This window comes from Litorimonas haliclonae, assembly GCF_965138505.1.
GTDB lineage: Bacteria > Pseudomonadota > Alphaproteobacteria > Caulobacterales > Maricaulaceae > Litorimonas > Litorimonas haliclonae.
Genome location: NZ_CBCSCO010000003.1, coordinates 283379 through 303262, shown reverse-complemented (window position 1 = coordinate 303262; position 19884 = coordinate 283379). Strand labels below are relative to the sequence as shown.

At 49.4% G+C, this 19884-nt stretch carries 20 protein-coding genes; 6 read left to right on the top strand and 14 right to left on the bottom strand.

The features are described from left to right. Positions 1 to 2: 2 nt before the first annotated feature. Positions 3 to 1349, bottom strand: a complete 1347-nt coding sequence (gene glmU, locus ACNA05_RS08770) for a bifunctional UDP-N-acetylglucosamine diphosphorylase/glucosamine-1-phosphate N-acetyltransferase GlmU (RefSeq protein ID WP_415811082.1) — start codon at positions 1347 to 1349, stop codon at positions 3 to 5. A 109-nt stretch (positions 1350 to 1458) separates the two neighbouring features. On the opposite strand from glmU, the gene ACNA05_RS08765 reads away from it, so the two are divergent. Then, entirely contained in the window at positions 1459 to 2169 is a 711-nt protein-coding gene (locus tag ACNA05_RS08765) for an HAD-IA family hydrolase (RefSeq protein ID WP_415811081.1), read from the top strand. Positions 2170 to 2251: 82 nt separating this feature from the next. Here ACNA05_RS08765 and ACNA05_RS08760 read toward each other — a convergent pair whose 3' ends face one another. After that, positions 2252 to 2452, bottom strand: coding sequence for a phosphoglycolate phosphatase (locus ACNA05_RS08760; protein WP_415811080.1), 201 nt, complete (start codon positions 2450 to 2452; stop codon positions 2252 to 2254). 333 nt (positions 2453 to 2785) lie between these two features. Here ACNA05_RS08760 and ACNA05_RS08755 point away from each other — a divergent pair, with 333 nt between their 5' ends. Next, the gene (locus tag ACNA05_RS08755; protein WP_415811078.1) at positions 2786 to 3328 is read left to right on the top strand and encodes a helix-turn-helix domain-containing protein; all 543 of its coding nucleotides are present in this window, start codon (positions 2786 to 2788) and stop codon (positions 3326 to 3328) included. 36 nt (positions 3329 to 3364) lie between these two features. On the opposite strand, the gene ACNA05_RS08750 is transcribed toward ACNA05_RS08755, so the two are convergent. From ACNA05_RS08750 to ACNA05_RS08715, 8 genes are all read right to left on the bottom strand, one after another. Next, on the bottom strand, positions 3365 to 4180 hold the full coding sequence (locus ACNA05_RS08750; protein WP_415811077.1) for an aspartyl/asparaginyl beta-hydroxylase domain-containing protein: 816 nt from the start codon (positions 4178 to 4180) through the stop codon (positions 3365 to 3367). Between the two features lie 12 nt (positions 4181 to 4192). After that, a complete protein-coding gene (locus tag ACNA05_RS08745; RefSeq protein WP_415811075.1) occupies positions 4193 to 5401 on the bottom strand; it encodes a class I SAM-dependent methyltransferase in 1209 nt (402 codons plus the stop codon). A gap of 62 nt (positions 5402 to 5463) precedes the next feature. Beyond that, positions 5464 to 6684, bottom strand: a complete 1221-nt coding sequence (locus tag ACNA05_RS08740) for a hypothetical protein (protein WP_415811074.1) — start codon at positions 6682 to 6684, stop codon at positions 5464 to 5466. 84 nt (positions 6685 to 6768) lie between these two features. Further along, on the bottom strand, positions 6769 to 7506 hold the full coding sequence (locus ACNA05_RS08735; RefSeq protein ID WP_415811073.1) for an HAD family hydrolase: 738 nt from the start codon (positions 7504 to 7506) through the stop codon (positions 6769 to 6771). Then, on the bottom strand, positions 7496 to 8869 hold the full coding sequence (locus ACNA05_RS08730; protein WP_415811072.1) for a lipopolysaccharide biosynthesis protein: 1374 nt from the start codon (positions 8867 to 8869) through the stop codon (positions 7496 to 7498). Before ACNA05_RS08730 ends, ACNA05_RS08735 begins: the two co-directional genes overlap by 11 nt. Continuing rightward, entirely contained in the window at positions 8856 to 9620 is a 765-nt protein-coding gene (locus tag ACNA05_RS08725; protein WP_415811071.1) for an NTP transferase domain-containing protein, read from the bottom strand. The genes ACNA05_RS08730 and ACNA05_RS08725 overlap by 14 nt, the downstream gene beginning before the upstream one ends. Then, a complete protein-coding gene (locus ACNA05_RS08720) occupies positions 9617 to 10765 on the bottom strand; it encodes a hypothetical protein (RefSeq protein ID WP_415811070.1) in 1149 nt (382 codons plus the stop codon). The genes ACNA05_RS08725 and ACNA05_RS08720 overlap by 4 nt, the downstream gene beginning before the upstream one ends. A 47-nt stretch (positions 10766 to 10812) precedes the next feature. Next, positions 10813 to 11385, bottom strand: coding sequence for a DUF2141 domain-containing protein (locus tag ACNA05_RS08715; protein ID WP_415811069.1), 573 nt, complete (start codon positions 11383 to 11385; stop codon positions 10813 to 10815). 101 nt (positions 11386 to 11486) lie between these two features. On the opposite strand from ACNA05_RS08715, the gene ACNA05_RS08710 reads away from it, so the two are divergent. The 4 genes from ACNA05_RS08710 to ACNA05_RS08695 are packed head-to-tail and all read left to right on the top strand — an operon-like array spanning position 11487 to position 15638. Beyond that, a complete protein-coding gene (locus ACNA05_RS08710) occupies positions 11487 to 12704 on the top strand; it encodes an LptF/LptG family permease (RefSeq protein WP_415811068.1) in 1218 nt (405 codons plus the stop codon). Continuing rightward, complete coding sequence (locus ACNA05_RS08705) at positions 12697 to 13776, top strand: LptF/LptG family permease (RefSeq protein WP_415811067.1); 1080 nt, start codon at positions 12697 to 12699, stop codon at positions 13774 to 13776. The genes ACNA05_RS08710 and ACNA05_RS08705 overlap by 8 nt, the downstream gene beginning before the upstream one ends. Positions 13777 to 13785: 9 nt before the next feature. After that, positions 13786 to 14724, top strand: a complete 939-nt coding sequence (locus ACNA05_RS08700) for a diacylglycerol kinase family protein (RefSeq protein WP_415811066.1) — start codon at positions 13786 to 13788, stop codon at positions 14722 to 14724. Further along, complete coding sequence (locus ACNA05_RS08695) at positions 14721 to 15638, top strand: hypothetical protein (RefSeq protein ID WP_415811065.1); 918 nt, start codon at positions 14721 to 14723, stop codon at positions 15636 to 15638. The genes ACNA05_RS08700 and ACNA05_RS08695 overlap by 4 nt, the downstream gene beginning before the upstream one ends. Before the next feature lie 3 nt (positions 15639 to 15641). On the opposite strand, the gene spt is transcribed toward ACNA05_RS08695, so the two are convergent. From spt to ACNA05_RS08675, 4 genes are read right to left on the bottom strand one after another with little or no spacing between them, the layout of a single operon-like run. After that, positions 15642 to 16874, bottom strand: a complete 1233-nt coding sequence (gene spt / locus ACNA05_RS08690; RefSeq protein WP_415811064.1) for a serine palmitoyltransferase — start codon at positions 16872 to 16874, stop codon at positions 15642 to 15644. A gap of 5 nt (positions 16875 to 16879) precedes the next feature. After that, positions 16880 to 17134 (bottom strand): acyl carrier protein, encoded by a 255-nt coding sequence (locus ACNA05_RS08685; protein ID WP_415811063.1) that lies wholly within the window; start codon positions 17132 to 17134, stop codon positions 16880 to 16882. 3 nt (positions 17135 to 17137) lie between these two features. Further along, positions 17138 to 18046 (bottom strand): NAD(P)H-binding protein, encoded by a 909-nt coding sequence (locus ACNA05_RS08680; RefSeq protein ID WP_415811062.1) that lies wholly within the window; start codon positions 18044 to 18046, stop codon positions 17138 to 17140. Positions 18047 to 18052: 6 nt separating this feature from the next. Further along, positions 18053 to 19837, bottom strand: a complete 1785-nt coding sequence (locus ACNA05_RS08675) for a fatty acyl-AMP ligase (protein WP_415811061.1) — start codon at positions 19835 to 19837, stop codon at positions 18053 to 18055. Positions 19838 to 19884: the final 47 nt, after the last annotated feature.

The window sequence follows — 19884 nt, the reverse complement described above, 5'->3', positions numbered from 1 at the left end:
GCTTATCCTTTTGAATCTTTTCTTTTGGATTTCGCAGCGCGGTAACGCTCCGCCCATCCGGGTTTATGCACCTGCTCGGCGCGGGCGATCGCCAAGGCGTTATCCGGAACGTCTTTGGTTATAACACCGCCAGATCCCAAATAGGCCCCCTGTCCAATCGTGAGCGGGGCCACAAGAGAGGAGTTCGTCCCGATAAAGGCGCCGTCTTTTATTGTTGTTTTATGCTTGTCATACCCGTCATAGTTACAGGTAATTGTTCCGGCGCCGACATTTACGCCCTCGCCAATATCTGCATCCCCTAAATAGGATAGGTGGTTGAGTTTGCTGCCTTTTCCGACTGTCGCCTTTTTGGTTTCGACAAAGTTTCCGACCTTAGTATTTTCTCCAAGAACTGTTCCCGGTCTCAGGCGCGCAAAGGGGCCGATTTGGGCGTTCTCGCCTATTTCTGCGCCTTCAATATGGCTAAAGCTATGGATGACAGCGCCAGAGCGTATCGTCACCCCTGGCCCGAAAACAACATTTGCGTCCACTGTAACGTCTTTTTCCAATACGGTATCATAAGAGAAAAAGACCGTTTCGGGATGTTTCAAGCTCACCCCGTTTTGCAGGGCATTCTCTCGCATGACTTTTTGAAAAGCGGCTTCGGCATTTGCGAGATCTGTTCGGTCATTAACCCCCAAAACTTCTGATTCGTCTGCAGAAACGACTTCAGAGCGTTTGCCGGATGAATTTAAAATCTCAACAATATCCGTGAGATAATACTCTTTCTTCGCGTTATCATTTCCGACCTTGGAAATCGCGTCAAACACAGATTTGCAATCGCCGGCCATGACTCCGCTATTACAGATATTAATCTTCAACTGTTCTTCCGTGCATTCCTTAGCCTCCACGATAGCCTGGAGCGAACCATCCCCGGCTTCAACCAGCCGGCCGTAAGCCGCCGGGTCCGCGGCTTTAAAGCCCATGACGACGAGATCTGCTTTTTGCTCCAATCGATCAAATACTTTGCTCAAAGTTTCAGCCCGAATGAGAGGCGTGTCGGCATAAAGAACCACAACCTGTCCGTCAAAGTCCTTTAAAGACTCTCGTGCCGCGGCTACAGCGTGAGCCGTTCCGAGTTGCGGTTCCTGAACAGCGATATCAAAGCCCAAGCCTTCAGCCGCCTTCCGCACGTCTTCATTTCCCTCTCCGACAACACAGATTGTTTTGGTAATTCCGGCGGTCGCGGCCAAGGCCCCCACCCATTCCAAGAGCGGCCGGCGGCCCACAGGATGGAGAACCTTAGATGTGCTGGATTGCATGCGTGTGCTTTTTCCAGCGGCGAGAATAATGGCGGCACGGTTTTGCATAGGGTCCTGGGCGTTTGACAATTACAGGGTTTCTACTATCGCATTGGTTTAACGAAAGTTCGGGGGCACTGCACCCGATAATTTATGTTTAACTGAGGTCTTTTTCTTCATGACAGTTATGTCCTCAAAAAACCCATCCTTTAACCACCACCGTCGCCCCTTCCGGGATTATATCCTGTGCCTCGATCTGGATGGCACTTTAGTGGACACCGCCCCAGATTTGGTGCGCGTCACAAACGAGACCATCGCCCTCGAAGGTTTGCCTGAGACAAATTTTAAAACCGCGCGCCGAGAGGTTGGGTATGGTTCCAAGAGATTGATTGCCAGCTCTATGGAGCGGTTTGGACACAGCGTCTCTGACGAGCGCCTCACCGAGTTACAGCAGTGGTTTTTAAACCGTTACGCCGAGAGCCTGTCAGACCATAGCCGTCCGTTCCCCGGCGTTGTCCAGACACTGAAAGACCTAAAACGAAGCGGCGCGACTCTAACGGTTTGTACGAATAAGCCCGGCTACCTCGCCCGGCCACTACTCGAAACCCTTCACCTAACCTCTTATTTTGCAAATATTGTCGGCGGCGACGAAGCCCCGAAAGCGAAGCCCGATCGCCGTCACCTTCTGCAAGCAGCCGGCCCCAACCGGCTAGGCAAAAAAATCGTGATGATTGGCGATAGCTTCCCTGATATTCGCGCGGGTCATAATGCCAAAGTGCCGACAATCCTGATGCGTTACGGATATAACCCGATTAACGCTCACCGTCTTCGGCCCACAATTGCCTTGGATAATTTCAGAGATATCCCGAAGGTTTTAACGCGGCTCTGACGGGGCAAAGCGAGGCAAAATTCGGGCATAAAAAAACCGCCCCGCGAAAACGGGACGGCTTCAAAAATCGTATTTTTTCGACTTAAGCGAAATTCTCAGTTGATTTCGTTGGAACTCCGTTGACCATATTCGAACGAACATCTGTGCGGGCAGACCGCATAGAGGCCAAGAAGCCACCCTGAACCAGATTGATACGAACGTCATGTCCGCGCTCAGCCCAGTAGGCTTCGATTTGTTCTTTTAGTTTTTCAGCGCCTTCGCGCGTGCAATAGTCACCTTTCATGGCATCCTCTTTCATATTTTTGTATCGACAAACGAGTTATGGGTCTCTTTTGTCGACTGTTGAATCATCATCCGTGAACTGTAGATAAGCATTGACGCCGTTCATTCAAGAAAACTTATAGGTTTTTCTTATAAATTCTTTGTCATGTTAACTTACTTAAATACTCAGCCCTCAATTAGAACGCGCCCTACTAAACATAACCCCTAAATAGGCAAGGCCTTCACAGTGAATTTAACCCAGCTTAACCTTTTAGGAGAGACTGCGTTGAACGCTTGCGAGGCAGATTAAATAAACTTAACTTATAAACACAGTCTATAAGCAGTTGGTGGCGCGATGCCTAATCTACATTCACGAATAAAACAACACCGAAAAAAGCTCGGATTGTCGCAGGCAGATATGGCGGACCGATGCGGTGTGAGCCAGCCGACCATCGCCAATTGGGAACGCGGCGGTCATGTGCCCCGCAAAGATGCACTCGAGAAAATTGCTGACTGTCTTGGGGTCGACTCTGTGTGGCTTCTTTCCGGGGAGTTGCCTGCGGGTCGCAGCCCTGTCTATCAACACCTAAATACGCCCATTCGTCACATTCCTATCTACGAATCGACGCCCAGTGCAAAGTCTTTCGCAAATGCCAAGCCAACACGGTATCTAAGCTTGGCCATTGAACTTGAGGATTTGTTTGCACTCGACTCTGTAGATCACAAAGAATTTGCTCGAGACTCGATCCTGATTTTTGACAGACAGGCTAAGCCTGCCGCGAACGCACGATTTTTAGTTCAAAACGGGGATAAGATTTCCCTAATTGATGGAGCAGAATTGGAAAACCCCGGTTTTGTCCTAATAGGCCGCCTCATCTACTCAATACACTCGCATTAGCTCGGCACAGCCGAAAGCGTGACACGGAAAACGTAATTAACGCTTCTCAGCCGGGTCAGACATGGCTTCCATATTCGCATCTGCTTGGCGAATGGCCGCTTCCAGACGTTCTTCTGCCGTTTGCAGGTTCTTTTTCGGGTCTTGGTAAAACGCTGTCAGCTTCATTATCTGCAAAAAGCTCTTATTCAGAAAACGTCCCCAAAATTTCATAGGGCGGTCAAAATCAAACAAGAGAATGACGCGCTCTTCATCGGTGTCGTTCCACACCTCATGCTCATAGGTGTCATCGAACACAAAAATTTCGCCCTCTTTCCAGGCCGTAATGGTGTCGTCGACGCGGATGCGGCATTTCTCGCGGTCTTGCGGTATAATCAGACCGATATGAGAGCGAAGAATTCCCTTCGTAACGCCTTTATGTGCCGGAATGTGATATCCGGGGGCGAGGATTGAAAACATAGCCGTTTGCAAATTGGGGACGCGCTCTAAAATCTCCGCTGTTTTCGGTGCCAGAGAGGCATTTTTTTCAAGGCGCTCTCCAAACCCAAACAAAACAAAAGTCTTCCAGTTTTGCTCCTTAGCTAAGCGGTATTGATCCGGAGATATTTCTTGAAACCCGGGTATCGCCTCGCGGAACTTCAAAACCTCTTGGGCTTCCGCTTGGATTGTTTCCCAATTCTCCGTGAATTCCTTTAAGAAGGGAAAGTAAGAATTGTCAATTTTCGGCGTGTCCGGGACAATGGACTGTTTAGACTGAAAGGCCGCAATTTTGCGGACAAGTTTCTTCCCGGTCTTTTTAATAAAAGCGCGGCGAGGGTTTGAAAGGTGCTTCGGCTTATCGACTGTATCTACCATAATGCCAGCCACTTAACTCGAAACAGTTTCATCGTCCATCATGTAATTCCGTGTTACAGGGGCCGCATGCACATCTTTACTCAGCTGAATTTGAAAGTTCATATGATTGCCATAGAGGAATGAGAACTCGCTGATCACGAGGTAAAACTCCCACATCCGGCAAAACCGCTCGTCAAACATAGCGGCAACTTTGTCTCGATTAGCTTGGAACCGTTTATCCCACTCTGCCAACGTATAGGCGTAATGGAGACGAAGAATTTCACAATCCGTCACCCATAGCTTAGCTTTCTCGATTTCGGCGAAAGTTTCCGATAGGGCCGGTGAATAACCGCCGGGGAAAATATATTTCCTAATCCAAGCCCCAGTCGTCCCCGGGCCACCTTTTCTTCCAATAGAGTGAACAAGGGCAAGACCGTCTTCGGCCAGGAGTGATTTAATTTTCGAAAAATATTCCTCATAATGCGCCACCCCGACATGTTCAAACATGCCAACACTCACGATTCGGTCGAAGTTTTCTTCGAGGTCACGATAGTCAGTCAGCCTTAAATCCACCGACTTTTCGAGTCCCAATTCTTTTACCCGTTCAAGACCTAACGCGAATTGCTCCTGCGATAGCGTCACGCCAACGACCTTAACGCCGTAATTCTGAGCCAGATAAATTGCCATACCGCCCCACCCGCAACCGATATCCAGCACAGTTTGACCGGGAGTAAGGCAAAGCTTCTGGGCGATATGTTTTTTCTTTAGCCTTTGCGCTTCTTCGAGGCTGATATCGAGCGAAGGCCAGTAAGCACAGCTATATTGGAGGTCTTCATCCAAAAACAGGCGATAGAACTCATTCGAGAGGTCATAATGGTGCTGCACATTAGAGCGGGAGGCAGATTTTTTATTTCGCTGATGAAGCTTCTTAAGTTTTTTTAGCGTTCGGTTTAAAACTTTTTGTATCGGATGGCTCCGTAATCCGCCTCTATTGTGCAGAAATACCTTTAGGAGGCCTCTTATACCGCCCTCCTCGCAAATCAGTGTCCCATCCATATAAGCCTCTCCGGCTTTGAGTTCAGGGTTTAAGAAAAGGGTTCGGTATAAAGACTTGTCCGTAAGACGAATCGTCGCCTTTGGATCGCCGCCCGAGCCATGAACGTGATGTTTCCCATCGGCGTCAATAATTGTTAGCTGACCGACTTTAACAAACCGGGACATCATGGAGTTCAAAAGTTTCATAAAGTAGCTATATGCGTCTGAAAAAGTGTTTTAAACGCAACTCTCTGTGAAGTTGCAATACCTTACTCCGCTGCTTCCAGTTCTGACTCCGCAACAGACTGATATTTCAGAAATTCTGCAATAGAATCCGCTGCCACAGCTGAAGCTTTACCCTCAAAGAAATCGAAGGTCTCATCAAAAGCAAAATTCTGCGCAGGCAAATAGCTGTCATGTGTGTCGCTGGCTTCTCTCACGGTTTCGATCAAGTTATCGACGCTGTTTAAGACAGGCCCAGTCGTCCAGCTCATATAAAAAGGATTCCCGGCCCAATCGGCCTCATGACTGTTTAGGAAAATAGTCGGGCGGCGACGCTCCAAAAACTCATAGACTTGGGAACTGACATCGCCGAGATAGATATCAGCCGAGCGAGTATAGGTCATATCCACGCTTTTGGTTGAACCCAGATCAATATGAATATTCGGCGCGTTATAAAATCGATCCGGCAGGCTTTTGCGGAACTTTACGCGTTTATGTTCAACCGAGGTATGAAGTTTACGCTGGAACAACATAATGTGCGGCGCAAAAATCAAATTAATATCCGGCGCATTTAAAAATGCGTCTAAAACATCCGGTCCCATGTCGTACCAAGAAGACAAATAGGGATCGAAATGAGGATTGTAGACTACGATAGGGTTGTCATTATCGAAAAGGTTTAGATTTGCGGGTGTGTGGGGGACGAAATCAAATTTCGGATATCCGCACACGGCATAACTTCCTTCTCTGATGAGACCCCGTTCCAAATGCCGCTTTTTCAGCTTTTCGCCGGGGACGAGCACGAAATCAAAGTCCCGGATTGATTCTTTCTCTGTTACAGACCGGTCACCTGCGCCATGGTGGGTCAAAATAAACTTCAGATGATCCAGACCGAATTGTGACTTCAAAATAAGAGACGTGGATTCAGGCACGACAAAAACATCATACTCGCGGAAAATATCGATGTTGTTTTTTAAAATTGAGATGCGGCGCGCCGGAGCTACAGCATTAGCGGCTTTTAAAACGCCCCTATCCGCCTTCCCGACCTCGAGATCGATAAAACGGGTTTGTTTAGAGAGCTCCGTTCCCAGACCTGATTTGACAAGTTTCTTCTGTTCCTCAGTCGATGTAAGCACATCGATATTGAGAGATGGATACCGCAATAAAAGTTCTTTCAGAATCGGCGCCGTGTGCGCCACCTGATGGGGAACTTCATGATTGTAGATAAAACCGACTCTGAGGCTGGGAATTGCTTCTGCGAATTCTGCCATAACTCTGGGATCCCTGTGACACTTCTGTGAATACGGTTTAAAACGAATTGAGTTTCAATAAAGTTTAAATTTCATCAACTATATTTATAAAGGTAATTTTTCAATTTCCGGGTGAACGGGAATAAAGCCCTTATTGCTTTTCAACCAATATTGAATGTCAAATTCACGTGATGTCGCATATTCCTTAAATTTCTGAGAGGGATCCACCACGATTGGGACGTCAACATAGTCCATTACGGGCAGGTCCGCTTTGCTATCCGAGTAGAAATAGGTATAGGCCCCACGAGGCGCAATGCTAGCCATGAGTTTTTTTACCCGGTTCAATTTCTCCTCCCCGTAACAATTAGGGCTTTTAAAGTCTGATTTCAGCTGCCCTGCCTCACTCCAATCCAGTTCGGTTGAGACAAAATCACCTATGCCAAGCTCATCCGCGATGGGCTTCACCACTAAATCCACAGCTGCGCTGGCTAAAATTATGCGATGACCTTGATCCGCGTGGTATTTCAAGGCTGCTTGCCCCCCGGCCCTAAGCCCTGCCTCGACCTCACGGCGCGCGAATTCCTGCGCCATTTTAGTCAGTTTCGTTTTGTCAAAACGCTGTAAACTCCACCGCATCATCGTCTTCTTAACGGCGCCGCGCGGTAATTTTCCGCGTTTATATTGCCATTGAAACATTGCCGTGCTGAATAATAACGGGATCCATAAGTGTGGCCGCCCTCGTACGGTTCGCCAGACAAAGCGCCCCCATGTCCCACGTTTCGTAAGCGTGTAGTCCAAATCAAATATGGCGAAGGTGGGGAGTTCAGACGACTTAGCTGTCACGACTATGCAAGCCTCTCAGAACTTGTCGGGTTAAGATTACGACTAAAACCATGCCGACAAAATAACCGGCAACGACCGCCAATGCGGACCCAATTTCACCAAAATACTGAATCAAAACAAAAAACGAAATAACATAAACGATTAATCCCGCCGCACGGGCATAAATCGCTTTTTCAGGTCGATTTGCGGCATAAAAGACGGGAAAGAGCGGAGCGACAGCGGCAAACAAAGCGGCCCCAAGAACCAGAACAATAGCCAGAGGTATAACCCCCGCATATTCGGCGCCCAGCGTTGTTTCGATAATGAAAGGTCCGATAACAGCGACAACGCCGGCAAGAAATAAGCCAACCCCAAGAGACACAAGGCTGGCGCGCGTGACCAGGCGTAATATACGTTGTCCCTCCCCGCCGCTGACAATGCGGGCCAATTCCGGGTAAATTACCTGATCCAACAGCTTCACGCCTTCCGACAAGAGTTTGGCGATTTCTTCTGCCCATTTATAAATTGCGACGAATGCCGGGCCAAAAGCTCCTCCGACGAGCAAGATTGGAAGTTGGTTCACCCCGGCGGCGAGCGTTGAATCGACATTCGACTTCCAGACAAAAGCCCATAACCCTTCACGGGGCTTGAAAAACCCTTCTTTAGCTTTCAGCACAGGTTTGGCTAAGCGGCGTTTAAAGAGCTCCGACAGCCCCAATAGGACTTTGAACACATACCCGGAGACAGACGCGACATACCAGACACAAAGAAATCCAATCATGCCCCACCCCATGAAATAGGCGAAGACCGCACCTAATAGCCTCACGCCCGGCATAACAATGCTGGCAAATGCAAGGCCGTTAAATTTGTCGAACAGTCGTAATATACCGATCGGCGTTCCTGTTATTTGAAACAAAACCACTGTTGAGTACGCCATTACCAAGGGTTTCAAGATTTCGACATCAAATCCGCCGCCTTGAGGAGCAAAGTGCGGGTAAGCAGCAACTAAAACCGCGTAAAATTCAAACAAAAGAATGGCTCCGGCATAGGCTAGGACGGCCGATAAAACGTCAATTTTTATTCCAAACTTTATCAGCCCAGCCAAACGACCCGGGTCTTCATTATGGACGTCATCAGAGCCAAATCGAATAACCGACTGCCAGCTTTGAAACGTTGCCACTTCGGCAAAGAATAACATGTAGCCATGGAGAAAGATAATCGTACCAAAGCTAATTTGATTGTCGAGAGCGTTGGCCGTGATCAAAAGCGTGGCGAGTCCAAGAATGACGCCCAATCCCCTTGACCCTACGAGTAGCCCGGTATTTGCCGCTATACGTTTTCCGACAGTTTTGTTTGATCTGATGTCAAGGTCAGGGCGCTTCATCAAGAAGGCCCCTTTTTCTTAAAATATCGCTGACCAAGGCATGGTCTGACACCTTATCAACGTCTATCGCAGCTTCGGCGAAGGGCAATAAAATAGGCTTAGCAATGATTCCAATCTTCGCCCCGGCCTCATCAAAAGCACTTTCCAGTGACAACCGACCAAGAGCATAGCGTAGCCCGAGACCAACGCCGATCTTGCGGGCGAGTTTCAGAGGCTGTTTTCTCAAATGCTGGGCGGCCTTCCAGAACTCCAAAGCCGCGAGACCTTTCTTATTCGCAATATAAAAGAGATTGCACCCGGAGACTGCTTCATCGGAAAATCGTAAGTATGTACGCTTGGTGTCAGGGTATTCCGATTGAATAACCTCTTCTTGTGCGAGCCCCACGCAAAAATCCGTCTCGGAATCCTGAGACTTTTTAATAAAATCCGCTACCATCTCTGCGGTTAAAAGAGGATGATCCCCTGTCGTCATGAGACAGGGCAAGGTGGCTTCGCTTAGAGCGATTAACGCGCTATCCGCTGGCCCGCTTCCCGAACCAGCCTGAATCCACCCCTCTCCCGCTTTTGGATATCCAGAAATTAGATAGGGACGAGTAAGCCCCGCCAGATCAAGGGCGTTTTCCACCCAGCTCAGCATAGGCCGGCCAAGAAGCGGCGTTTCGACTTTAAACTCGACCGCAAACTCGGCGCAAAGTGGGTCTTTGGCCCCTGCTCTTTGTCCGGCTAAAACAAGTGTGTTCACCTCTGTCATGAAGTAATTTTTTTCTCGTACATTCTATAGGTTTTATAACGGGTTGCGGAAGCTTCTTCACATATTCCAATCATTCCAGCATTGTCTTCTAATATCCAAGATAGCTCACAATGGGTAAAGCCTTTCTCCCGTCCCGCCTCGAATACCTGCTCACAAAGTTGAGCGACAAGAGCCAGACCCTTGCGAGTATTCTGATGGGCTTTTCGGAGCCCCATAAGCGGGATTCTCGCTTGTCTTGCACCTGAGACCTTCAACCGCCAGACAAGTTGTGCCCACCCAAAAGGAAGAAGCTTCCCGTCCAAGCCTTGTGTGAGTTCATTCAGGTCCGGTATCATCCAGATATAAGCCGCAGGCTCATCGTCAATGTATCCGACCCATAGTCCCTTTTCGAAAATGAGCGGTTTGATCTCTTTGGCCATATGCTCGATTTGATCATCACTGAAAGGCAAAAACCCCCAATTCTCTGACCAGGCATCATTAAAAATGTCCATGACAAGGTCAACTTCGGCCCGGAATTTAATTTTATCGAGATGCCTCCAATGAATGGACTTATTCCGCTCAGCATAGGACAGGAGCGATTGAAGGAATTTTGACCTGGGATATCCGGCGGATAGCTCTGCCTGATACGCAAACATATCAACGGCTTTAGAGAGGCCAAAGTCTTCGCAATATGTTTGGTAGTCTGCCCTGCCATGAGGCATCATGACGGCGGGCGGCGTCTCAAACCCGTCTATTAAGAGGCCGCATTCCTCATTAACGCTCCATTGAGACGGCCCCACCATACGCCCTCGGCCAATTTCTTTAAGCCAGTTTTCAGCCGCGCCTAACAACTCTTTGGCAATAGCCTCATCAGAAATGCAGTCGAAATAGCCAAAAAACCCTGTATTATCCTGATGGTGGGAGTCGTGCTTATCAAGCGTAAAGGCCGCGATTCTCCCGACAACCTCGTCCCCTGAGACGGCCAGGAAGAGCCTGCGGTTTGTAGGGGCCCCCGGGTTCTTTTCTGGATCAAGCTGCTCTTTACGTTCAAACCTCAAAGGCGCTCTCCAAAACGGATCTTCCTTGTAGATTGAGTATGGGACAGACAAAAACCGCTGCTTATCCACAGCGGTTTCGACCGAAATAATGTTAAATTGATTACTCACAAACTTTCCCAAACTCTCGAAAAGAGGTTAGTGGGCTTTTGTTCGGCTTACTTCGAGAGGTCAACCAAATTGATGGTGATGTCTGTGCCTGTTAACGGCACATCAAAGCTAGTCTCCGAATACTTCGGGAGCCGCAGGGCTTTTATTTCTGGGTTATTGGACAACCCATAAGGCTCTAATGGTTTGAAATTCCACGCCTTCTTCAACCGGCGGTCCCCATCAATGTCGTGGTAGCCGACAACCGCATAAGACCCCGGCACAGGTACATTTATGCAGAGGTTTTGCGGTCCATTTTCTGCAGGAACCCGAATTAATCGTAATTTACCGCTCTTACGGAGAAAATTGTCTTCGCCGAACAGTTCAAGCTTCAAAATCCCTTCATCAGTCACGTTCGTGACGGTCACGCGAATCTGAAGACCCTCTTCTACGCAATAATCCGACGCGTCAGAGGGGTAAAGTTCCACCCCTAGTTGCTGACCAATTTCCGAAATTTCTTCTTCCGGCTCCTCACCGTCATCGTCCTGACGGTTTTGCGCGAATGCACTTGTCGAAAAAATCAATAATACTGTAAATATTACAAAGATTTCGGATAAAAATCTGTGAAGTAAGTTTGCTTTCACGGTCTGCCCTTATTAAGCCCTAAACACATAATGTTTCAGTGGGTCTGAATACAGACTGAATATGGACAGCTTACAGTAAGAGTAAAGGTCTAACTACAGACATGATGGGCAGGCTGAACCTATATCTTTTCAAACGTGCCTCCGTGAATATCGGAGGGTTAGTGGTTTTTGCCTGCTGCGTCCTCCTATTAGAACGCCTTTTGCGAATCTTTGAAATCGTATCAAATTCAAGTGATCCTGCGGCGGATGCCACCCGTATGATTTACAATCTCCTTCCTCATTACCTCGGAATGGCGGTTCCTATGGCGCTTTTGCTTGGAACTATCATAACGATAGATAGGTTTTCCCGCTCCAGTGAGCTCACGGCCGCCCTTGGCGCCGGAGTTTCGCTTTTTCACATGACAAAACCTTTTGTTGTCTTAGGCGGTTTTCTGGCGTGCCTGACACTCTTCATCGAAGGCTATATGCAACCCGTAGGGCGATATAATTACCGGCAACTCGTCAATGTCGTAAAGCAGGAAAGCTTCACCGCTGCCCTACGGGAAGGTACATTTACCACTGTCGGAACCCGAACCTTTTTCGCGGGAACTGAATTGGCCGGCGCCGCAATTGGCCCCATTTTTATCTACGAATCAACCGAGGACAATTCCGGAAATCAAATTGGTTTCAGAATGACGACGGCCAATGAAGGCCGCTTAATCGTCCAAGAAGCCAGTAATGATCCAGTATTGCAGCTCTCTTCCGGTCGAACTTACCAAATCGAGAACAATGAACAGCTAGACGGCGATCTGAGCTTTAGTAGCTCTGATGTGACCGGCGCGGCCTCTGTCGTGGAGTTTCGCGCCCGCGGCGATGATGAAAGAGAATTAACGTCAGTTGAGCTCTTTAAGAACCGAAAAGGTACTTTTCTCGACACATTAACTCAAGAGACGAATAATGCCGCCTTGCACCTCCGAGTCGGAAGAGCCTTTTTGCTTCTCCTGATTCCTTTCATCGCAGTGCCTTTCGGGCTGAACTATGGGCGCAACCCCTCCTCTGCCGGTATCTTTATAGGAGTCGTCTTCTTGGTGTCTTTGCAAAAAGCATTGGAATTCGGGCAAGGCTTGGGGGCGTCCGCAAAAATTCCGCCATGGCTCGGCATTTGGTCCGTGATTGCCGTCGTGACCGTTTTTGCCGCCTATATATTCTGGAAAAGTGCCTATAAAATGGGACAGCCTCCGCTGACATCCTTTGCCATGCAGGTCGCTCATTGGCAGAAACAAGCCAGAACCGCCTTATCTCGCCTACGTTCAAAATCAACAGGAGTCGGCGGTGTTTAAGTTTGGCCTTTATTTGTCAAAGACCTTTTTGATCACCTGGCTGACGACCGTATTCGGTTTTCTGGTGCTTATCGGTTTGCTCGACAGCTTAGCGAACGGCGCGGATATAGTGGCGAGCGGAGAAGGTTTTCAGGGTACTTTCCGGTACATGTTTTTACGCGCGCCCGTCATATTTGATCGAATTTTTGTGTTTACCCTCGTCGTGGCCATCCTCTTGGTATTTGTTCGATTGATCAGGCAGCATGAACTTGTCGCCTTACTCGGCTTCGGGATTTCCGCGCCAAAGCAGATTTTATTACTGCTCCCAGTTGTTTTCGGCGCCAGTCTGGTTTCCATCACCTTTATTGATGTTGCTATGGCCCCGGCCGTCCGGTCCTTACAGGACTGGGGAATTGGGGAATATAAAATCAAAAATATTACCTCTGAAAACCCGCTTTGGCTTGAGGACGGTCAGAATATTGTCCGCGCCACCGAACGCATCAGTTATACTCGGCTGGGGGATATTCAAATTTTTGAACGAGGGGAAAGCGGGGAAGTAGACTCTGTCCTATGGGCCGAGAGCGCGACTTTTAACAACCCGAATTGGACGTTAGACGGGGTTAGAATTTTAGAAGTTGCCGGCGCCGATGGCGAGAAACGCAGCGCTCAGAATGACCCCTCTCCCCGCATATGGGAAACCAGTCAGACGCCAAAGACGATTGCCCGTTTGGCCGCAGAACCTCGGGATATTTCTCTGTCAGAAATGCGGAATTTCATGATGCGGGGCAATTCAGGGTCCAAGCCGCGCTTTGCCTATAGCTTTTGGCACGCCCATCGCCTGACACGCCCCTTGGCCGCATTGATCCTTTTACTTTGTTGCGTTCCGCTTATGCAGCGAACAGGCCGGGAAGACACGGGTGATAAAACCCTGATAGTTGGAATCACAATGGGGTTTGTGTTTCTGATTGTTGACGGCGCCATGGCCACTTTTGCGACCTCTGGCGGCATTGGTGTCACCACGGCGATCACCTTCCCGCTAGCCCTTTTCGCGCTACTGGGCGCCTTCATGCTCGTGCGAACAGAGAGCCTTTAGGTTGCCGTTATGTCCGTTCTGGCAATTTCCAACGCAAAAGCCCGCTCTGTAGCAAAACAAGGCTCAGCGCTTTCTTTGATGAAGCTTCCAAAAGGTGGAGAGCATTTTGTCAGCCAAGACCGTAGCGACCTTCGGCCACTGATGAAAAGGGCGCGCGAAGAAAGAAGAGAACACATATTAATCGAAGGCGGGGACGGGACAGTGCGAACCGTTATGACGGCTTTGTTAAATAGCTATCCAGACGATGAGCCTCTGCCGGCGGTTTCGATCTTGCCTAGCGGGACAACTAATCAAATCGCCAGAAATATTGGTTTGAAAGACCTTTCGGACTTAAAAGAAATTCAAAAAGGAAATATCCGGTCCCACATCACTTCACTGGTTCAAATTGATAGGGTCAATCAGGAAACTGACCCGTCCAATCCGGTGTATGGCTTTTTATTTTCGACCGGGGCTCTCCCCCATGTCAGCCGGTTTGCTCAGGATAAATTAAACGGGAACGGAGTTGGCGGCGGCACGGCCGTTGTCGGCGCTGTGCTAAAGGCCGTCACGGGCGATAAAACCCGCCTTATGCCCCCGGCAAAACATAAAATGAAAGCCAAGCTGGCTGGAGAGACACTTTTCAAACATAAGGGCACGGCGCTAGGCACAATCATGACAACCCTGCCTTCTCTAATGCTGGGACTTGATCCGTTTTGGGGAGATGAAGACGCCCCGCTTCGAATGACATGGGCAGATGGTGATAGTCGTAAATTGGGATTGAATGTGGCTGGTCTCTGGATGGGACGTAAGCAGGACCGCGCGCAGGATGGATATTACAGTCATAATATAGACCGCTTAACGCTCAAGACAAAAGCTCCGGCGACACTCGACGGGGATTTCCTTGAATTAAGCGGAAAAAAACTGCGTATCTCTGCCTCCCGTCCCGTCACGTTTTGGCGCGCTCGATGAGTGACCCAGTCTTAGACATCATTCGCGCCGAGGTCTTGGAACCTCCTGCCAGAGTAAATGATATCATGCTGGCCATAGAGCAGAGGCACAAAGACAGGGTTCAGGCCTTTGTTTATTATGGCTCATCGTTGAGAGAAATGAGCAATCCGGAAAAAATGCTCGACTTTTATGTTCTGGTGGACAGTTATCGTAAGACACATGGGCGGGGCGTTCGGGCGTTACTTAACCAACTCATCCCGCCCGCCGTCTACTACATTGAACGCAAAGATGACCATGGCGTCCTCTCAACCTGTAAATATTCTCTGCTGAGCTTAAAGGAATTTGAGCGGCGTTGTTCGAGTGACGTTTTGCAGTCGCAGGTCTGGGGGAGGTTTTCGCAGCCTTGCGTCCTTCTGCGCGCCAAAGACGAAGACATTGCCGAACGGGTTTATCAAGCTCGCGCAGAGGCTGTTCGATATATGGCGAGCCAGTCAGCCCCGCTTGTGGCCCCGTCTGCGACAGCCGCTGAAATATGGGGACGAGGATTTTATGAAAGTTACCGAACCGAACTTCGTCCGGAAAGCTCTGTAGGCCGGTCTCAGGAAATTGTGGAGCGGTTTTCAGAGAGATATGCATCGCTCACGACGGCTCTCTACGGCCCTCCGGACCAAGCAGGTCAATATAACCTGTCGCCTGAAAGGGAACATCAGGTCAAACGCCTTTGGTTTTGGCGCCGCGTTCAAGGAAAACCGCTTTCGGTTATAAGAGTATTGAATAGCGCCGCCACGTTTGACGGCGGATTAGACTATGTCTTGAGAAAATTGAAAAACCACTCCGGCGTTGAGTATCAACCCACAGAGTTTCAACGAAAACACCCGGTTTTAACGTCCCCCGTCATGGGGTGGAAGCTTTGGCGAAAAGGGGCGTTTCGCTAATCGTCACTCTGCCGCGAGTTTTGCCGCCATATTTTGCATCATTTCGCCCTGAGCACTCTTTAACTCGCCAAACGCTTTAAGAATGGCGTTGATATTCTCTTCGGTATGGGCCGCAGAGAGGCTAATGCGCAGCAGGCTTGAGCTTTGCGGCGTTCCGGGCGGGACAGCGAGATTTACATAAACGCCGTTTTCTATCAGCCAGTTCCACTCCATAGCTGCCACAGCTTCGTTAGGACGGCGCACGGCAATGACTGGACTTGCGTCAGCGCAGAGATCATATCCCATTTCTTTCAATCCGGCATGAAGTTGCTGTGCACGTTCTTTCAAATTACTCCGCAAGTGACCGCCTGCTTTAACTTTTTCAACCGCAGCACGAGCGGCAGCAATGTTGGACGGGGTCGCAGACGCCGTAAACATATATGGTCGCATGATTTTGCGTGTAATTTCAAATTCTTTGTGACGAGACGCGCAGAACCCGCCCACAGAAGCAAGACTTTTTGAGAATGTGCCCGATATGAAGTCGATCTTGTCTAAGACGCCTTGTTCCTCAGCAATGCCGCAGCCGGTCGGGCCGAAAACGCCGTAACTATGGGCTTCATCAATATAAAGATAGCCACCGTGGCGATGCGTAACGTCAACAAACTCGTCAACGGGAGCAATATCGCCAAACATGGAATACATGCCCTCGATAACCACTAAAGCGTTCCCGCCTTCTATTTCGCCGCGTCGTTTCAGGCGTTTATCCAGATCCTCAGGAGAGTTATGACGAAAACGAATAGTCGATGCGCCTGTAAGGCGCGTTCCGTCAATGATGCAAGCATGAGCATCGGCGTCCATGAAGATAACGTCTTTATCGCCGGCCAATCCCGCTATCGCGGCGAGGTTTGTTTGGTAACCTGTCGTAAAGACAATACAGCTCGGCATCCCGAGGTGATCGGCCAACGCCTTTTCAAGGTCGATATGCTCCGCATATGAGCCATTAGCGACGCGAGAGCCCGTAGTGCCAGTTCCGTGCGACTCAACGGCCTTTTGCGCCGCTTTCATACAATCTTCGTCAAATGTCAGGCCGAGATAGTTATTCGTTCCGGCCAGAAGGATTTCACGATTTCCGATTCTCCCCCGGGTCGCATCCAGAATGTCATCGAACTGAACACCTAAAGCGTCCTGCCCGATTTTCATCATCATATCGACGCGAGTTTGAAGAGGCGCGTATTTATCAAAAAGTGAAGACATCATGTGTCCTATTCAGAGGTGAGTTCTTTAATGGCGTTAACAAGCTCTCCTACAGTCTTGATATCGCTGACCATTTCCATTGGAATTGAAATGTCGTAATGGTCTTCCAGCCCCATAACCAAATCAAATACAGCCACGGAGTCGACCTCCAAATCGGACATAATTCCGCTTTCGCGGTATATGGGTCGGTCTTGAGGGTTATAGGGCTTAAGAAGCTCGCAGACTTTTGCGAAAATTTCATCACGATTTGGCGAAGACGTCATATTTTATCCCAGAGCATCATAGCTTCGTACGGTTTTAGCAATGGCTTCAGCCATTGGCGTTGGATTGGAAACCAAGTCATTACTTTGCCAATGTTCATAACGGAACTCAGCCAGTTTTCCTAGACTCAAGTGCCCTATAGAAAACAGTCGTAATGTCAAAGTTGTAATTGTAGCAACGGGATAAAGAATAATCAGAGGGATAGGAAAGGCGCGCACACGTCTATCCAAAGCGACTTCTCCGTATTCGGCCAGTTGCGGCATTGTCAGGGCTCCGGTCGTCGATGGTGAAACGGTTTCGCCGTCATACTCTCCTTCAATTGCTTTTGCGATTAGGTTGTCGACCAGGTCAGAAATATAGACCATCGCAACGGAGCGAGTTCTCCAGCCTTTGCCGCCAGCGACGGGCAAATACCCCCGCTTCATTAAATCGAAGATCGGTTTGGTGGCTTCATCCCCAGGACCAAAGACGGCCGGGGCGCGAATAATTGCTAATTCCCCTGAGAACTCCTGCTTTACCGCCTCTTCTCCTAACTTCTTGGATTTCGCATATCGGCTCAACTCCGGCGCGCGGGCTGTCTGGGAAGATAAAAGTACCAAGCGCGGAATCTTGGCCGTCTCGGCAGCTTTGGCGACGCGGCGGGCTCCGTGGATATTTACGTCTTCGAAGATTGACCATGTTGGAGCTTTAACCAAACCCGCCAGATGAAAAAGGCAATCAGCGTCTCTCGCCAAGCCAGTTAAATCACTTGAAAGATCACCATCGACTATCGTGAGGTTTTCATGCGTTAGGTCATCCAGTGCGCCTTTGCGACGCACCAAGGCTCTGACATGAAAGCCCTGACACAGTAAAGCTCTAACAAGATGGCGTCCAACAAACCCCGTTGCGCCGGTGAGCGCAATTATTCGAGACATATCGCGTTAAGTCTCGGACTTTACAACACGGATAGATTCGGCGTTTTGAAGGTCGATGATACCGCCTGAGACAAATTTCTCTTTGACCCGCGCCCGAGACAACTTGCCAGAACTTGTCACAATCATAGTTGATTTAGGGACGAGCTGAAGTCTGACAGGAACGCCGACTTCCAAACGGATCGCAGCCGTAACTGCTTTGAAAATTTCGTCCAAGAGTTTGGGATCGCGGGTCCGGCATTCGAGTAGAAGCATTATCTGCTTTTCATCGCCTGCGCCGCCAATGGCGAAGGCGCACGCGCGTCCGCAGCGATGAGGTGCAGCTGCCTGAGCCGCCCATTCAATATCCTGAGGCCAAATATTGCGTCCATGCCAGAGAATCAGGTCTTTGGAGCGGCCTGTCACAACGAGCTGGTTGTCTAGCCAATAACCAAGATCACCCGTGTCTAGCCAGCCTTCTTTCGTGAAAGCGGCCTCTGTGGCTTGCGAGTTTCTGAAATAGCCCGGCGACACACTTGGCCCGCGCAGGCAAATGCGCCCAACTTTAGAGCCTCTCAAAATGTTGTTCTGAAAATCACGTATTTCGATTTCGTGATCCGGCAAGACCGTACCGCAAGCCACAAATGTTCGTCGCGCCGCCGCTGGGGTTAAATCAGTTGCCGTTACCGCTTCGGTCGTGCGCTCATACCGGTCCATATCGATAGTGTGTTTCTTAAGCCCCTGCCCTAGAGGCGCGAAACTTGCCGCGAGCGTCGTTTCTGCTAATCCATAGCTCGGCGTAAACGCACCTTTATCGAAGCCCATAGGGCCGAACAGCTCTTCAAACTCTGTGAGCGGTTCTGGACGCACCATATCGCCGCCAATGCCGGCCGCGCGCCAGCTAGACAGGTCAAGCTCCCGATCGTCTCGCCAGCGGCGAACGCAAAGTTCGTAACCAAAGGTCGGTGAGTAGGAAAGTGTGCCTTTATGGTCATTTATAAGCTGGAGCCATGTCATCGGACGGCGGGTGAAATCTTGAGGGTCAATAAAATCTACAGTTAGCTGGCTCATCAAGGGAGCGAGCATAAAACCAATCAGGCCCATATCGTGGTAGAGCGGCAACCAGCTTGTGGCGCGATCCGTCTCGTTTATTTGCAATCCGTGTTTAGTGATGGCGTGACAATTGGCCGACACAGTCGACTGCGTCCCGATAATGCCTTTAGGCGAGCTGGAGCTGCCAGAGCTATATTGAATATAGCAAAGATCATCTTCATTGAATTTGCGGAGCTTGTTTCCTTTAGGGAGTTTATCAACGTCGCCAAAGGTCAAAACGGGAATAGCTTGATCATTGAGCGCCGAACTCATAATCGGCTCCATAGATTCCGGCGTAAACAGCGCGTGAAAATCGCCTGTATCCGCCATTCTCTGGAGCTGACGTTCGTAGCTTCCGCGGCCGCCCAAAGTGACAGGCAATGGAAGAGGAGCCGGGACAAGACCTGCATATTGGCATGCAAAGAATAGTACGGCGAACTCAGGCGTCGAGACAGCAGCTAAGCCGATACGGGAGTTTTTAGGGGCGAATTTGACGAGGCGGTAAGCCAGATCAATAGAGCGTTCTCTCAACTCTCTATAGGTCAAAACTGTTTTGAGTTTGGCTTTACCATCAAAATAGTTGAGGCCCGTTTTCCCTTGTGCGGCATAATCCAAGCCATCACACAACGTTGCGAAATCACTATGCCTTATCGGCTGCCCGCGATCTGTCGGAGTAGGAGCAAGGTCGTTAGCAGCTGGGTTGCGCGCTATTGTATCTGTCATATTCTTTTCCGCTTTCAACGCGCTTTGTTCTCTAAAAGGAACATTAA

Excerpts from the sequence above, each read along its gene's own strand:
- ACNA05_RS08700 (WP_415811066.1), top strand. The coding sequence starts at position 13,786 with ATGTCCGTTCTGGCAATTTCCAACGCAAAAGCCCGCTCTGTAGCAAAA.
- ACNA05_RS08685 (WP_415811063.1), bottom strand. The coding sequence starts at position 17,134 with ATGACGTCTTCGCCAAATCGTGATGAAATTTTCGCAAAAGTCTGCGAG.
- ACNA05_RS08755 (WP_415811078.1), top strand. The coding sequence starts at position 2,786 with ATGCCTAATCTACATTCACGAATAAAACAACACCGAAAAAAGCTCGGA.
- ACNA05_RS08760 (WP_415811080.1), bottom strand. The coding sequence starts at position 2,452 with ATGAAAGGTGACTATTGCACGCGCGAAGGCGCTGAAAAACTAAAAGAA.
- glmU (WP_415811082.1), bottom strand. The coding sequence starts at position 1,349 with ATGCAAAACCGTGCCGCCATTATTCTCGCCGCTGGAAAAAGCACACGC.
- ACNA05_RS08680 (WP_415811062.1), bottom strand. The coding sequence starts at position 18,046 with ATGTCTCGAATAATTGCGCTCACCGGCGCAACGGGGTTTGTTGGACGC.
- ACNA05_RS08725 (WP_415811071.1), bottom strand. The coding sequence starts at position 9,620 with ATGACAGAGGTGAACACACTTGTTTTAGCCGGACAAAGAGCAGGGGCC.
- spt (WP_415811064.1), bottom strand. The coding sequence starts at position 16,874 with ATGATGTCTTCACTTTTTGATAAATACGCGCCTCTTCAAACTCGCGTC.
- ACNA05_RS08740 (WP_415811074.1), bottom strand. The coding sequence starts at position 6,684 with ATGGCAGAATTCGCAGAAGCAATTCCCAGCCTCAGAGTCGGTTTTATC.
- ACNA05_RS08675 (WP_415811061.1), bottom strand. The coding sequence starts at position 19,837 with ATGACAGATACAATAGCGCGCAACCCAGCTGCTAACGACCTTGCTCCT.
- ACNA05_RS08730 (WP_415811072.1), bottom strand. The coding sequence starts at position 8,869 with ATGAAGCGCCCTGACCTTGACATCAGATCAAACAAAACTGTCGGAAAA.
- ACNA05_RS08710 (WP_415811068.1), top strand. The coding sequence starts at position 11,487 with ATGATGGGCAGGCTGAACCTATATCTTTTCAAACGTGCCTCCGTGAAT.
- ACNA05_RS08765 (WP_415811081.1), top strand. The coding sequence starts at position 1,459 with ATGACAGTTATGTCCTCAAAAAACCCATCCTTTAACCACCACCGTCGC.
- ACNA05_RS08745 (WP_415811075.1), bottom strand. The coding sequence starts at position 5,401 with ATGAAACTTTTGAACTCCATGATGTCCCGGTTTGTTAAAGTCGGTCAG.
- ACNA05_RS08695 (WP_415811065.1), top strand. The coding sequence starts at position 14,721 with ATGAGTGACCCAGTCTTAGACATCATTCGCGCCGAGGTCTTGGAACCT.
- ACNA05_RS08750 (WP_415811077.1), bottom strand. The coding sequence starts at position 4,180 with ATGGTAGATACAGTCGATAAGCCGAAGCACCTTTCAAACCCTCGCCGC.